Origin of the sequence: Pseudomonas sp. gcc21, assembly GCF_012844345.1 — a bacterium.
GTDB lineage: Bacteria > Pseudomonadota > Gammaproteobacteria > Pseudomonadales > Pseudomonadaceae > Halopseudomonas.
Genome location: NZ_CP051625.1, coordinates 2,769,605 through 2,783,837, shown reverse-complemented (window position 1 = coordinate 2,783,837; position 14,233 = coordinate 2,769,605). Strand labels below are relative to the sequence as shown.

General features: G+C 58.8%; 16 protein-coding genes. 9 read left to right on the top strand and 7 right to left on the bottom strand.

Annotated features, from left to right (window positions below):
* Nucleotides 1-69: 69 nt before the first annotated feature.
* Together HG264_RS12790 and HG264_RS12785 are read right to left on the bottom strand one after the other, a co-directional pair.
* Nucleotides 70-315: a hypothetical protein gene (locus HG264_RS12790; protein ID WP_169408032.1), complete on the bottom strand. Its 246-nt coding sequence runs from the start codon at nucleotides 313-315 to the stop codon at nucleotides 70-72.
* A gap of 316 nt (nucleotides 316-631) precedes the next feature.
* Nucleotides 632-802: a general stress protein gene (locus tag HG264_RS12785; RefSeq protein WP_150299861.1), complete on the bottom strand. Its 171-nt coding sequence runs from the start codon at nucleotides 800-802 to the stop codon at nucleotides 632-634.
* 472 nt (nucleotides 803-1,274) lie between these two features.
* Between HG264_RS12785 and HG264_RS12780 the strand changes: the two genes are divergently transcribed.
* From HG264_RS12780 to HG264_RS12740, 9 genes are all read left to right on the top strand, one after another.
* A complete protein-coding gene (locus tag HG264_RS12780; protein ID WP_169408031.1) occupies nucleotides 1,275-2,492 on the top strand; it encodes a porin in 1,218 nt (405 codons plus the stop codon).
* Between the two features lie 8 nt (nucleotides 2,493-2,500).
* Entirely contained in the window at nucleotides 2,501-2,926 is a 426-nt protein-coding gene (locus HG264_RS12775; RefSeq protein WP_178102815.1) for a hypothetical protein, read from the top strand.
* Nucleotides 2,923-4,497, top strand: coding sequence for a sensor domain-containing diguanylate cyclase (locus HG264_RS12770; protein ID WP_169408030.1), 1,575 nt, complete (start codon nucleotides 2,923-2,925; stop codon nucleotides 4,495-4,497). Before HG264_RS12775 ends, HG264_RS12770 begins: the two co-directional genes overlap by 4 nt.
* Before the next feature lie 180 nt (nucleotides 4,498-4,677).
* Nucleotides 4,678-5,019 (top strand): general stress protein, encoded by a 342-nt coding sequence (locus tag HG264_RS12765; RefSeq protein WP_169408029.1) that lies wholly within the window; start codon nucleotides 4,678-4,680, stop codon nucleotides 5,017-5,019.
* A 62-nt stretch (nucleotides 5,020-5,081) separates the two neighbouring features.
* Nucleotides 5,082-5,288: a DUF2795 domain-containing protein gene (locus HG264_RS12760; RefSeq protein WP_169408028.1), complete on the top strand. Its 207-nt coding sequence runs from the start codon at nucleotides 5,082-5,084 to the stop codon at nucleotides 5,286-5,288.
* A gap of 32 nt (nucleotides 5,289-5,320) precedes the next feature.
* Nucleotides 5,321-5,872: an ATP-dependent Clp protease proteolytic subunit gene (locus tag HG264_RS12755; protein ID WP_169408027.1), complete on the top strand. Its 552-nt coding sequence runs from the start codon at nucleotides 5,321-5,323 to the stop codon at nucleotides 5,870-5,872.
* A gap of 219 nt (nucleotides 5,873-6,091) precedes the next feature.
* Entirely contained in the window at nucleotides 6,092-6,370 is a 279-nt protein-coding gene (locus tag HG264_RS18445) for a hypothetical protein (RefSeq protein ID WP_178102814.1), read from the top strand.
* A gap of 12 nt (nucleotides 6,371-6,382) precedes the next feature.
* Nucleotides 6,383-7,219, top strand: coding sequence for a penicillin-insensitive murein endopeptidase (gene mepA / locus HG264_RS12745; protein WP_169408026.1), 837 nt, complete (start codon nucleotides 6,383-6,385; stop codon nucleotides 7,217-7,219).
* Nucleotides 7,209-7,781: a sugar O-acetyltransferase gene (locus HG264_RS12740; RefSeq protein ID WP_306085220.1), complete on the top strand. Its 573-nt coding sequence runs from the start codon at nucleotides 7,209-7,211 to the stop codon at nucleotides 7,779-7,781. The genes mepA and HG264_RS12740 overlap by 11 nt, the downstream gene beginning before the upstream one ends.
* A 6-nt stretch (nucleotides 7,782-7,787) precedes the next feature.
* Here the strand turns inward: HG264_RS12740 and HG264_RS12735 are convergent, their stop codons facing one another.
* The 5 genes from HG264_RS12735 to nirB form a co-directional block, all read right to left on the bottom strand.
* Complete coding sequence (locus HG264_RS12735; RefSeq protein ID WP_169408025.1) at nucleotides 7,788-8,324, bottom strand: DUF1523 family protein; 537 nt, start codon at nucleotides 8,322-8,324, stop codon at nucleotides 7,788-7,790.
* A gap of 91 nt (nucleotides 8,325-8,415) precedes the next feature.
* On the bottom strand, nucleotides 8,416-10,185 hold the full coding sequence (locus HG264_RS12730; RefSeq protein WP_372240171.1) for a protein kinase: 1,770 nt from the start codon (nucleotides 10,183-10,185) through the stop codon (nucleotides 8,416-8,418).
* Nucleotide 10,186: 1 nt separating this feature from the next.
* The gene (locus HG264_RS12725) at nucleotides 10,187-11,014 is read right to left on the bottom strand and encodes a formate/nitrite transporter family protein (protein ID WP_169408024.1); all 828 of its coding nucleotides are present in this window, start codon (nucleotides 11,012-11,014) and stop codon (nucleotides 10,187-10,189) included.
* A gap of 40 nt (nucleotides 11,015-11,054) precedes the next feature.
* The gene (nirD, locus tag HG264_RS12720; RefSeq protein WP_169408023.1) at nucleotides 11,055-11,426 is read right to left on the bottom strand and encodes a nitrite reductase small subunit NirD; all 372 of its coding nucleotides are present in this window, start codon (nucleotides 11,424-11,426) and stop codon (nucleotides 11,055-11,057) included.
* Complete coding sequence (gene nirB / locus HG264_RS12715; protein ID WP_306085219.1) at nucleotides 11,423-13,984, bottom strand: nitrite reductase large subunit NirB; 2,562 nt, start codon at nucleotides 13,982-13,984, stop codon at nucleotides 11,423-11,425. Before nirB ends, nirD begins: the two co-directional genes overlap by 4 nt.
* Nucleotides 13,985-14,233 lie beyond the last annotated feature (249 nt).

Sequence of the window (14,233 nt, the reverse complement as noted above, 5' to 3'; positions counted from 1 at the left end):
TCTAACCTCCTTACGAGTGCTGCGAACGTGACTTCCTATCCTGGTGGTCACTTGCCACCGACTGCCGATCTAGAAAACCCACCGTTGTTGGCGGGGCGCAGTCTGTACCAATGGGTTGTCGGTCATGCGCAATGCGGGTGTGGCTGCTTCCACCGACGTCTGGGTCTGCCATTCAAAGCCGCTGACATCACCGCCGTGGTAGCTCGGGGCCGCTGCTTCAGTCTGGCTGGCATAGTTCTGAAAAATAACCATCAACGCGGCTCCAAGCACAAGAGCAATTGCTGGTGAGACAAGCGAAGCCGGGCGATATTCCATTTTCGAAACTCCTTTGGTCGGATTGTTAATGTTATGCGCCCGTATCTATAGCAATCCGCATACCAACTTTGGAGAAGGGGTTTTTGTATTGTTTTCAAGGGCATAGCAAGTATGCGCCGAAGCACTGACATTGCATTTTGCACGATCATGCCGGGGCGGCCGTGCATTTAGCATGATGAGCCTAGCCTGCTTAAGAACTGTCGCAAGATCGAGACATTCTTATTCGAGTCTGCAGAACGAGGTCCGGGAGGAAAACAGGAAGGGGAATACACTCAGGCTTGAAAAACGGAGGCCGAGGCCTCCGTTTATGGTTGCGTTAGCTGCGGCCGCCACCATGGCTGTTCTGACCGCCTTTCTTGCCAGCTTCTGAAGCCTTCTCGCGATCATTCGCAAAATTGCCACCGCTGTTGTGGCCGCCTTTTTTCCCTGCTTCCGACGCTTTCTCTCGATCGTTTGCAAAGTTGCCTGGGTTCTTGTTGGTAGTCATGTGTCAATCTCCTCACTTGAATTGTCAGGGACATACACGAACGCTCGGTTATCGATCGTTCTTGCAGAATTCGACCCCCGCTTTGATTGAAGTTCCTGTTTTTAAAGGAAAAGCTAATTCCAATTCGTCGCTAAAAGGCTTTCTGAAATAGCTGATTGGCAATAGCTGACCCACACGCCTTGCCTGACAGAGCGAATGCGGCGGCGGTCGGCTTGCGGCAGGCGACCAACGGTATCAAGAATATTTGTCTCAAGGCCGATACAAGGATGACAGCTATCGCGCCATCCGTCCTCGTAGTGGCATAATGATTCCGCTTGGTCGGGGCGCGTATGAATCGAAATACACCTCGCAGTGCCAACCTCAAAGGTGTGGCCTGTTCATTCTGGCCAGCTCGGTTTGTATCCCTTTTTGATACATAGAGAAGCCCACAACCGCCCCTTAAGGGGGCGCCTGACTCCTGAACGTTCATGACATGAGAGTAATTCAGATGTTCTCCAGGTATTTGCTGGCCGCCCTGGCTCTGGTGGCGTCCGGCGGCATATCAGCCGCTGACGTGTTTGATGGAAGTGTGACGCTGCGGGGATTCGGCACCCTCGGCCTGACACACAACAGCAGCAGCGGCGCCGGATATATACGCGATATTACCCAGCCTGACGGCCCTGCCGGCACCTGGAGCTCGCATGTCGATACCCGGCTCGGATTGCAACTTGACTGGCGGGTGAACGACCGGCTCACCGCTGTGGTTCAGGGCTTGAGTCGCTACAACTACCAAGGGCGATACGAGCCAGAGCTGTCCTGGGCCTTCCTGCGCTATTCGCCCGATCCGGCGGTCCAGTTGCGACTGGGACGTATCGGCCTGGATACCTACATGCTGGCCGATTCCCGGGATGTCGGTTACTCCTATCTATGGACGCGGCCACCGGTGGACTACTACGGCAACCGGCATCTGGCATACATCGATGGCGGCGATGTCACCTTGATCCGGCCGGTAGGCCAGGGGTTGTTATGGAGCAAGCTCTACGCCGGCGTGGCAGATGAAAAGGTACCCTCCGCCTTTGGTGACGGAGCCGTATTCGATGCCAGCGGCAGCAAGGTACTGGGCGGTCATGTCAATTATGACTGGGACCGCTGGCGGGTACGCCTGGGCATGACGAGGACTGAGCACAGACTGGAGGGCACCGATGAGTATATGCAGGGCATTGAGCAGTTCGAGCAGTCCTGTGCCTTTATTCCTGGCTGCGATCCGGCCTTTCCAGAGTACATCCGCGCCATGCTGGCGCCGGCCAATATCTACATAACCTCTCTGGGTGTTGCCTATGATCGCGGTCCGCTTCAGGTTCAGGCGATGCTGAGTCACCTCGACCGGCCCGGCGACGAAACCGATGTCGACGCAGCCTTCATATCTGTGGGTTACCGGATCAGCTCCATAACCCCCTATGCCGTGCTGTCCGGTTCGCGCACTGACGGTTTTGCATATCGTGATATCGGTGTCGATATAGACGGGGAAGGCGGATTGACTCAACAAACATTTTCGGTGGGCGCCCGATACGATCTGGCAAACAATCTGGCGCTCAAGACGCAGCTGGATTACCTGAACGTGGATCAAGGCGGGCTCCTGGCGCGCAACATGAAACCTGATTGGGACGGCAATGCGACGATCTTCAGTATCAACCTGGACTTCATCTTCTAGGAGCTGATATGAAGAATCTTCCCCTCGCGTTCATATGCTGCCTGGCGCTAAGCGGACTGGCTCGTGCCGATATCGCCGTGGTTGTCAGCGCGGATAGCCCGTTGCGAACAGTGAGTCAGAATGAGCTGATCAACATCTATATGGGGCGCTACCGCCGGTTGCCGTCGGGTGATGCCGCTTTGCCGGTCGACGTTTCGCCGCTTAAAGAGCGGTTCTATCGCGCTCTGGTCAACAAGGATCTGGCCGAAATCAATTCCTATTGGGCCCGCCTGATCTTTTCCGGGCAGGCTTCCCCACCTGTTCAGATGCAAGGCCACGAAGAAATGCTGCAGTACGTACGTCGCAACCCGGGTGCGCTCGGATTTCTCGACCATACAGCGGTGCCCGATGATGTACGGGTCATCTTGCGTCTCCCCGAGAACCAGGCTCCGTGACCAGACTGGCGAGGCTGTTCCGCAAACGCCTTGCCCTGCGTAGCGCGGGGTTTACGTTACTGGCTGTAGCCGTGCTGGGGATTGCCTCGCTGACCGGCGCAATACTGGTAAGCGAAAGCCGCGAGCGCGACCGCCAGTACGAGCGTCTCGAAGAACTGCTCACTACCGTTGAGCGGACGGTGCAAATTGCCTGCTTTCTGGATGACAAGGAGCTGGCTGCGGAAGTGGCGAACGGCCTGTTGAGTAACCGCATCGTTGGATCAGTCACTGTGGTGCAGGGCAGCAACGTTCTCGCGGCACAGGGAACGGCGGGCACCGGCCACCGTTCATCCATAGAGCGGGCAATCATGTCTCCCTTTGTGCCAGAGGAGCAGGTTTGCAGCGTTGAGCTGACGCCGAATGATACGGAAATCAGCCGCTCGGTCATGCGCGCTTCATTGTTTACCGGCGTTGTGCTGTCGCTGCAGCTGATAGCAATCGGCGCGGTTGTCGTGTGGGTGATTCTGCGGATGATCATCAAGCCCATCACCAGTGTTTCGCGCAGACTGAGAGCGCTGGCGCCGGAGAGCGGCGAGCAGCTCCGGACCCCGCCCGGCAACCAGGACGACGAACTGGGCCACCTGGTCGGCAGCGTTAACGGCATGATCGAACGTCTGGTCAGATCCATTCATGATGAGCGCAGCATGCGGCTGCAGCGTGAAGTCGATGAAAAACGCTTCCGCGCTATCTTCGAAAACGTCGAAACAGGCATTTTCGAGCTGAATAATGAAGGCCGCATGCTCTCTGCAAACCCGGCCTTCAGGCGCCTGTTCAACATTCGGCCTGAGCTGGATCTCAATCAGCAGCCCATCCACTTTGCCGATCTTGCAGGTGAAGCGAGGGAGCAGGTTGAAGACGAATTGATGTTATTGGTGAACCGGGGCCGGCCGTGTCGCATGGAACTGAAATTGGAGAGCGGTGAGTATCCCCGCTGGGTCAGTATTCTCCTTAACAGCTTCGAAGAAGGCCGTTTGCAGGGTGTGGCTAATGATGTGACTGAGCGGCAGCTGGCCGCTCACGCCGCTGAGCACATGGCAGTCACCGATCTGCTCACTGGTATCGGCAACCGCCGTGGCCTGATGATGCGGCTCGATCAGTCCATGCGCATCGTCGAAAGCGATCCGGGCTATAAATGTGCTCTGGTCATGCTCGATCTCGACCGATTCAAGCAGGCCAACGATACCTATGGGCACGCGGTTGGGGACAAGGTTCTGCACCATGTCGCGTCACTGCTGACCGAGCTGGTACGTCAGGCAGACTATGTCTGCCGGCTCGGCGGAGACGAGTTTGTGGTGCTGCTTGAAGGCACTGCCCGGCGAGAGGATATCGAGCGGGTCCTTGATCGTTTCCTCGAGCGGGTCAATCAGCCTATCGGGATCGAACCCGGGATAGAGGTCAGTATTGGCGCCAGCCTCGGCGTAGCCATTCTGGACGAGAATGCACAATCCGCTGAGGACGTGCTGCAGCGCGCCGATAGCGCGATGTATCAGGCGAAACACGCCGGACGCAACTGCTACCGCTTTCACAGCTGAGATGCTGTTGTTCGGTCGTCCGCACCGCAAAATCATCCAGTCTGCCGAGTGGTCGTGAACTTTCCAGAAGGCTTCCTTTCGTACCTAGTGAGGGCGGTACAAGGCTCGGCAAATCAGTCGAGCTGATACCGTATCTCTTTGATACTTAAGTGATATTGCACTTGTCTAGAGGAGAGCTGTATGTCCAGTAAAGACAATATGAGCACAAGCCAGGCCGGTCAGAAGGGCGGCCAGAAAACCTCACAAACCCACGACAAGGAATTCTATCAGAACATTGGTAGCAAGGGCGGCCAGAACAGCGGCGGCAATTTCGCCAACGATCCGCAACGCGCTTCTGAAGCGGGCAGCAAGGGCGGTCAGAACAGTAGCGGTAACTTCGCCAACGACCCCGAGCGCGCCTCCGAAGCGGGCAGCAAAGGGGGTCAGAACAGTGGCGGCAACTTCGCCAATGACCGCGAAAAAGCATCCGAAGCCGGACGCAGAGGTGGCCAGAACAGCCATAGCGGCGGCCGCAACAGCTGATGCGGTCAGGCGGGGGCGCAGGCTCCCGCCTACTTCTTTATCGGTCGATAATGGAGGCAATCATGACCCAGGGCGCAGGGGGCCAGTCCCCAACAAACGTAAGCACTTATCTGAAAGGTATCGATTTTCCTGCCAACAGGGATCAGCTGATCCGCCATGCTGAGCAGAACGGCGCCGAGCAGGACGTGCTGGATGATCTGAAGCAGATGCCAGACCAGCAATACGACAACATGGCAGATGTTATGAAAGGTTACGGCAAGGTGAACTAAGCTGAGAAAAATCACCAGAACCGAGGATCGCCATGACGTCATATGTCGTTCACTTCACCGGCCCCATCAATTCATCGACCACCGGGCAGCTCATAAGGAAGTGCTCGGACGCGGTCAATAACGAAGCATCCGAGCTGATCATCAAGATTGCTACCATGGGTGGCGAATGCAGTTACGGCTTTTCGTTGTATAACTTCCTGATATCGTTACCGATTCCCGTGCACACCCACAACCTGGGTACGGTCGAATCCATGGGGAATATCCTCTATCTGACGGGCGAGCGCCGCACCGCCTGTAAGCACAGCAAGTTCCTGTTTCATCCCTTTCACTGGACATTGCATGGTTCAATCGACCATTCGCGCATGGCGGAATATGCCATGAGCATGGATTATGACCTTCAGCTCTATGTGGACATCGTTCGCGAGCGGACTGAAGGTACCGGAGACTCGCTCGATACCCTGAGTTATCTGACGGCTGCGCCGCGTATCCTTAATCCGGGCGAGGCGATAGCGACCGGGCTGGTCCACGAGATCGACGAGCTGCCAGCGCCGCAGGGCGCGACCATCTGTTGTATTCACGCCTGATTGCTTAGCTCCGGTGTTTCAGTGGCACAGGGTCCGGGTGACCGGGCCCCTGCCAGCAGCCGGTAACGTTGCCCGCAGCAGAGCCATCCGACCTATGCGCAAACGCCTGCCTCAACGACAGAACATTTATCCATAGCCGGAGTCGCAGAAGATATAGCCGTCCAACCAGCGCGGCCAAGCAAGGCCATGGCAGGGAACGCCCATGATCGGAGACTTCAGATGATCCAGTCCAGGCGTGTCACCCGGTTCGGTTTGCCCATTGCGCTCATGTTTGGGCTGTTGTCGGTGTCCGGTTGTAGTGATTCAGACTCCAGTCCGGCTGCGCTGCGCGAGCGTTCGATTCATCAGGACGGCGACTACCCCAGGTTCGACGAGGCCAATGCCAAGGTGGTGTTACATCTTCAGTCGGGCCCGGCCGAGCTGGTCATTTTCGAAGGGGAGCACGACATGCTCTATCGTCCGGGACTCGAATGGCTGGCGCGCCAGCATAAGTTATAGGGGCCGGCTTTCATGCGTAGTTTTTTCACCCCTATTCGTACCGCCCTATTGGTGCTCAGCCTGATGACGGTGGGTATTCTTGCGATTACCTGGCCAACCGAAGCCGCTGCCCAGCAGGACTGGTCGACCGTGGCCGGGCCGGTGGAGGGCGAGCCCCGGATCATCGGACATCACGGCGGAGCCTGCCTGATCGGGGCGCAGCAGCTGCCCGAAGAAGGCACAGGCTATCAGGCGGTCGATCTGGAGCGGCGTCGCCACTATGGGCATCCTTCGCTGCTCGATTACATTCAGGTGCTCGGCCAGCGGGTAGAGGAGGCAGGTTTCGGCCCGATACTGGTGGGCGACATGGCGCAGCCGCGTGGCGGTCCCATGTCCTATGGGCATGTCAGTCATCAAAGCGGCCTGGATGTGGACATATGGTTCCGCCTCGACTTGCCGGCACTGGAACGCAGTCGGCGCGAAAAGCTGGATCAGCCGATTCTGGTGGATCCCGAGACCGGACGGATGGATCCTGAGCGCTGGACCGATCGTCACGCCCAACTGATTCACCTTGCCGCGATGGATGACCGGGTGGCGCGTATCTTTGTTGATGCCGCCGTCAAACAGGATCTGTGCGAACGCAGCTGGGAGGATCGCAGTTGGCTGCGCAGGATCCGCCCATGGCCCGCGCATGACGAGCATCTGCATGTGCGTCTGCGTTGCCCTGAAAATTCAGCGGAATGCGTCGATCAGTCTGCACCGCCGCCAGGCGAAGGCTGCGATAACATCCAGCCAACCCCGCGAGTGGCGCGCGAATCCAGCCCCAGTCGTACTGTGCCGGCAGCTTGCGAGGCCGTCCTTGAGCAATAACCCGGTTGCCGAACGAGACAGGATGCTGCGTGGCGAGCTGTATGATCCGCTGTCGCCGGAGCTGGTCGCCGCGCGTAACCGGGCGCGGCTGCTTACTAAAGCATTCAACGCTACCAGTGATAATCAGCAGGCCGAGCGTGATCGGCTACTCCGCGAACTTGTGCCTGACTGCGGTAGCGAGGTGACGATCGAGCCGCCTTTCCTATGTGATTACGGCGACAATATCTCCCTCGGGGACAAGGTCTTTTTCAACTTCAATTGCGTGATTCTGGATGTGGCGCACGTCGCGATAGGCTCGAACGTACTGTTTGGGCCCGGCGTGCAGGTCTATGCCGCAACGCATCCGATGAGCGCCGCCCAACGGCGTACCGGACTTGAGTTGGGCAAGCCCGTCAGCATTGGTCATGACGTCTGGATTGGTGGTGGCGCTATCATCTGTCCGGGCGTCACCATTGGTGCCGGTACGGTGATTGGTGCGGGCAGCGTGGTGATCCGCGACATACCGGCGGGCGTATTCGCCGCCGGCAATCCGTGCCGCGTAATCAGGCCGCTTGAGGACTGATCCTGTTCAAAGCGGGCGGTCGAGACGCCGCTGCGAACGCCGACGTACCCCCATGACCACCGCCAGCACCAGGCCTCCTAACACCAGAAAGAACAGTATGTTGAAAATCGGCAGCGGCTCGTCCCGGCTGGTGGTGGCTTCAATGTAGGTAATGTTCGGAAACATCGACAACATCTGGATGCGCCAGCCGTAATAACGGATCAACGCCAGCTGATTGTTGTTTCGTGAGTAATCCTGGGCGCGGGCCTGCACGTCGGCGGAGTCAAACTTGAAGTACCAGGGAAAGCCCCAGCCGGTATCTTCGTTGCGATAGACCCGCACTTTCTGGTTATCAGGGTTGGCGGTATTGATGAAATACATATCCCGTGTGGGACCCTCGGCGGGATTTTCAGCGTTGATCACGCCTTCATCATCCACCCGTTTGACCTCGACGCCGGTGACATGCACAACGCTGTGTTTTGGCAGAATGTAATGCAGGCCCAGCGCCGCGCTGATAACCAGGGCCACGATAACTGCTGTGCTCAACCGCTTGATCCATCTCATCCGTCTACTCCGGTCACTGCTGCGTGTGAATACTTTCGAGTGTAGAGGATAGGTGCAGGGCGGAGGCTAAAGGTTCAACCGGCTAAGGCATTCAGCGCATCAACAGCAGAATAATGACCACGGCTAACGTAGCCGATATCCACTGCCAGACCAGCACAGGATTGCGTTTGATCAAAGGCGGGCGGGCGCGATTGGCCAGCTCGCGGCTGGGGCGGCGCAGCGCGAAGACGAACTCGGAAAGCTCGGTGTAACGCTTGTTGGGGCTGGGCTGCAGCGCTTTCTTCAGCACCTCGTCGAGCCAGGCGGGAATCTCCCGATTGTCGTCCAGTAGCGACTGATACTTCAGCTTGTTCTGCGCGGCGCGCGTACGACACTTGGCTACTTCGGCGCCATAGGGCAGCTTGCCGGTGAGCATCTGATAAGTAATTACCGCCAGCGAAAACATATCGGAAAGCGGCGTGCCGCTCTCTCCAAGAAAGTACTCCGGTGCGGTGTACTGGGCAGTACCCAGTATCTCGGTGTGTTGCAGCGGTGCGGTGATCTCGGCCAGGCCAGCCACTTTGGCGGAACCAAAGTCGATGATCTTCACCGTGCCGCTGCTGTCGATCATGATGTTTTCCGGGCGCAAATCCTGATGCAGCATCTCCGCGCGGTGAAAGGCCTGAAGCCCCTTGGCAATCTGCTCAACAATGCCGCGAACCGTTTCGACATCCGGCGTCGTGTTGTCGAGCATCCATTGCCCCAGCGTTTGCCCTTCGATGAATTCGGTGACGGAATACAGATAATTACGCGGCCGGTTGATCGGGCAGGGCTTGAGTACGTGGGCGCTGCGGATGCGCCGGGCGATCCATTCTTCTGTCAGAAAGCGTTCCAGGTACGCTGAATCGTCCTGCAGATCGGTAGACGGGGTTTTCAGAACGACAAAGCCCGGTTCCAGTGCATCCTCGGCCAGATACACATGGCTGCGACTGCTGGCATGCAGCTCGCGAATAATCCGGTAGCCGTCGAATAGCTCGCCAGCTTGCAGAATCGGCGGCAGCGGCAGTTCGGTAAGGCGTTGATGCAGCTCTTCAGCGGCCTGATTCGGCAGCTCGTCGATACGTATGATCTGCGCGGTGAGATTGTCCTCGCTGCCTTGCTCAAGCGCTTCTTCAACCATGCGTTGGGCGGCCAGGTCGAGGTCCGAGGGGTTCGCTGCGATGGCGGCGAGCATGAAGCGGCTGCTGGCGTGCTCGTACACACCGTCGGTGAGCAGCAGGAAGGTGTCGCCAACCGCGACTTGCAGGGTACGGTAGTCGATATCCAGCCGGGCATCGATGCCCAAGGCGCGGCTCAGGTAACTCTTGTCGGCCGAGACCCAGAGCCGGTGATCGTCGGTGAGCTGTTCCAGCGCATTGCCCTGTACCCGGTAGATGCGCGCGTCGCCGACGTGGAACAGATGCGCGGTGCGTGATTTCACGACCATGGCGCTGAAGGTGCACACGTAGCCGCGGTCGAGATCGTAGCGGTACTGGCTCTGCCGCGTCTGGGCGTACAGCCAGGAGTTGGTCGCAGCCAGCACGCGCTGCACGGATTTCTTCACCGACCAGGTTTCGGCGGTGCAGTAGTAATCTTCCAGAAAACTGGCCACCGCCGACTGGCTGGCAATATGGCTGACATCGCTGCTGCTGATGCCATCCGCCAGCGCAATGGCTATGCCCTTGGAGCTGAGCAGTGGCTCGCAGGGGATACAGAGGCCGTGGAAATCCTGGTTGGTCTGCTTGCGGCCCTTGTCGGAATACTGACCGACCGCAATGCGCAGATGACCAGGCCCCAGGGCCTGATCACGGCCCAGCCGCAAACACGACTGGGATATTCCCACTTTAGATTGCCTTCGCTGCGTAGTTGGGGCGCTTGGGCGCGGTTCTGACGTGGGTGGTGTAGAGCGTCAGGCCGGTCAGAGACAGGCCGCCGATCAGGTTGCCGAGCACCACGGGTAGTTCGTTCCAGATCAGGTAATCGGTTATCGAGAACCCGCCGCCCATGATCAGGCCCGAGGGGAACAGGAACATGTTCACCACCGAGTGCTCGAAGCCCATCGCGAAGAACAGCATGATCGGCATCCACATGGCGATCACCTTGCCGCTGACGGTGGTGGAGATCATTGCACCGACCACGCCCAGTGAGACCATCCAGTTGCACAGCACGCCGCCGATGAACACTGTGAGCATGCCGGCTGCGCCGTACTGCTTGTAGCCGACTGTGCGGCTTTCGCCGATATTGGCGATCTTCTGACCAACTTCGCCGGGCTCGATGGAGAAGCCGTAGGTGAAGGTAATCGCCATCAATACTGCAACAGTCAGCGCGCCGCAGAAATTGCCAAGAAATACCAGGCCCCAGTTCTTCAGCACGCCGCCTATTGTCACCCCCGGGCGCCGGTCGATCAGCGCTAGCGGGGTCAACACAAACACCCCGGTCAACAGATCGAAGCCCAGCAGATAAAGCATGCAGAAGCCAACCGGGAACAGGATGGCACCCACGATGGGGTAGCCGGTCTGTACCGAAATGGTGACGGCGAACACAGCTGCCAGCGCCAGGATGGCACCCGCCATGAAAGCTCTGATCAGCACATCGCGGGTGGCCATGAAAATTTTCGATTCGCCAGCGTCGACCATTTTGGTGACGAATTCAGCGGGTACCAGGTAGGACATAGTTATTCACTCTGAAGTTGTCAGGGGACAAACCGGGACATCAAGCCTCGGCGATTTCCACCAGATCGCCGTTGATCCGTACCGGCCAGGCGCGCAGGCGCTGTTCGGGATATTCCAGGCAACTGCCGTCCTTCAGGCGAAAGTGCTGTTTGTACAGGGGTGAAGCGATCACCAGTTCGCCCTTGAGGCTGCCGACGATGCCGCGGCCAATGACGTTGGCTCCAGATTTCGGATCGCGATTCTCCAGGGCGAATACCTGTTCGCCCTGTTCCGTGCTCGGCAGGTGGAACAGCGCAACCTGCGCCTCGTCCAGCCAGGCCACTACGCCGGAGTTGGCGACCAGATCGCGGCGTTCGCACAGCGGACGCCAGCTGATAGCGCGAGCGGTGTTATCAGTATGCAGTTGGGTCATGACGAAACCTCCTGGGTGACGGGAATCAAATGCAGTTCGGATGCACGGGCCGGGCGGGGCTGGCCGCGTTCCTTGACGAAATGGATGTCGGGATCACCGCGCTGGTCATTGACGAAGGTGCGGAAGCGCTTGAGTTTCTCCGGATCCGCGAGCGCATTGGCCCACTCGCATTCGTAGCGGTCGACCACCAGCTGCATCTGCGCTTCGAGCTCTTCGGCCAGACTCAAGCTGTCTTCGATGATGACTTCCTTCAGATAGTCGAGGCCGCCCTCGATGCTCTCGCGCCATACCGAGGTGCGCTGCAGCTTGTCGGCGGTGCGTATGTAGAACATCAGGTAGCGATCGATGTAGCGGATCAGTGTCGCGTCATCCAGGTCGGTGGCGAACAGTTCCGCGTGGCGCGGGCGCATGCCGCCGTTGCCGGAAACGTAAAGGTTCCAGCCGTTTTCCGTGGCGATCACGCCGATGTCCTTGCTCTGGGCTTCGGCGCATTCGCGGGTACAGCCAGAGACACCAAACTTGATCTTGTGCGGCGCACGCAGGCCCTTGTAGCGATTCTCCAGGCGGATCGCCATGCCCACGCTGTCCTGCACGCCATAGCGACACCAGGTGCTACCGACGCAGGATTTGACCGTGCGCAGCGACTTGCCATAGGCATGGCCGGTTTCAAAGCCGGCTTCGATCAATTCGCCCCAGATATCCGGGAGCTGGTGAAGCTGCGCGCCGAACAGGTCGATGCGCTGGCCGCCGGTGATCTTGGTGTAGAGGTCGTACTTCTTGGCCACCGCGCCGAGGGTAATCAGCTTGTCCGGAGTGATTTCGCCACCGGCGATGCGCGGCACAATGGAATAGGTGCCGTTCTTCTGCATGTTGGCCATGAAGGTGTCGTTGGTGTCCTGCAAGGGCACCAGCGTCGGGTCGGTGATCGGCTGGTTCCAGCAGGAGGCGAGGATCGAACCCACCGCTGGTTTGCAGATATCGCAACCGATGTGGCCGCGACCATGCTTGGCCAGCAGCTCATCGAAGCGGGTGATGCGATTCACACGGACGATGTCGTACAGCTCCTGGCGGGTATGCGCGAAGTGTTCGCACAGGCTCTTGTCCACCTCGACCCCGCGTGCGCTCAGCTCATGTTCGAAAACCTGCTTGATCAGGGCCGCGCAACCACCACAACCTGTGCCGGCCTTGGTCTGGGCCTTGAGCTCGCCGAGATCGGTACAGCCGGCGTCGATTGCGCAGCACACCGCGCCTTTGCTGACGTTGTGGCAGGAGCAGAGCGTTGCAGTAGCGGGTAGCGCGTCGGCGCCCAGCGTCGGCGCACCATCGGACAGTGGCAGGATCAGGCTGGACGGGTCCGCCGGAAGCTTGATGCCGTTCTGCGCATATTGCAGCAGGGTGTCGTAGTAGCTGTTGTCGCCGACCAGCACCGCGCCGATCACTCGGCTGTTATCTGCTGATACCACAAGCCGGCGATAGCTGTTGTTGGCTTCGTCGATATAGCGATAGCTCTTCGCGCCTGGCGTTGCGGCGTGTGCATCACCGATCGAGCCGACATCCACGCCGAGCAGTTTGAGTTTGGTCGACATATCAGCGCCGCTGAACGCTTCGTGCTGCTCGCCCACAAGCTGCAACGCGAGGTTGCGCGCCATGCTGTAGCCGGGTGCGACCAGGCCGAAGCAGCTGCCATTCCAGCAGGCACATTCTCCGATGGCATAAATGGTCGGATCGCTGCTGCGAAAATCATCATCGATAATCACACCGCCGCGCTCGCCGACTTCCAGACCTGCGCTGCGCGCCAGCGCGTCCTGTGGCCGGATGCCGGCAGAGAAGACAATCAGGTCGGTTTCAAGGTATTCGCCGTCGTTGAAATTCATTCGATAGACGTATTCCGCGCCCGGGACAATTTCGCTGGTGGCGCGTGATAGATGCACGCCGACGCCGAGTGCTTCGATTCTCGCCTTGAGTGCCGCCCCACCCAGATCATCCAGTTGCACTGGCATCAGCCGCGGGGCAAATTCCACCACATGGGCTTCAAGGCCCAGCGACTTCAGAGCGTTTGCTGCTTCCAACCCAAGCAGACCGCCGCCCACCACCACGCCGCGGCGAGCGGTCGTCGCGGCGTCACGGATGGCATCCAGATCATCCAGTGTGCGATACACCAGGCGGGAATTGCCTTCCGCACCCGGAATTGGCGGGACGAAAGGGAAAGAGCCGGTCGCCAGAACCAGCCGGTCATAACGCTGGCGTCCGGCGCTGGTGATGATCTCCTGATTGTTTCGGTCGATATCCAGCACCTGGACACCCAGGTGCAGATGCACGCCGTGGGTGTCGTACAGATCCGGTTCGCACATCGCCAGCGACTCCGCATCCCGTCCGCCGAAGTACTCAGAAAGGTGCACACGGTCATAGGCGCGCTGGCGCTCTTCGCCATACACATGGATATCGTAATGCGCCATGGCGCCGCGCTCGATCAGCTGTTCCACGCAGTGGTGACCAACCATCCCGTTGCCGATGATGATCAGTGTTTCGCGGTTCATGGATGAGATATCGACTTTCATGGCCCTTCCTCAGCAAGACAATCCAGAGCGCCGGGCCTGAAAGCGGCCTCGGCTTCAATCTGCTCCGGATATCGTTATTGACGCCATGGCACGGTTCAGTGCATCCGCCTCTGCTGCGTATGAAGAGAGAGGCGACCTCTGGTTGGCCTGGCAAGCTTGATAGGACATTCAGCAAGGACTATGCCAGCGCGGATTGGCGCTGTCGGTGGGAGAGCGGTGGCAACGGCGTGATTAGCCTGATCACGTGGC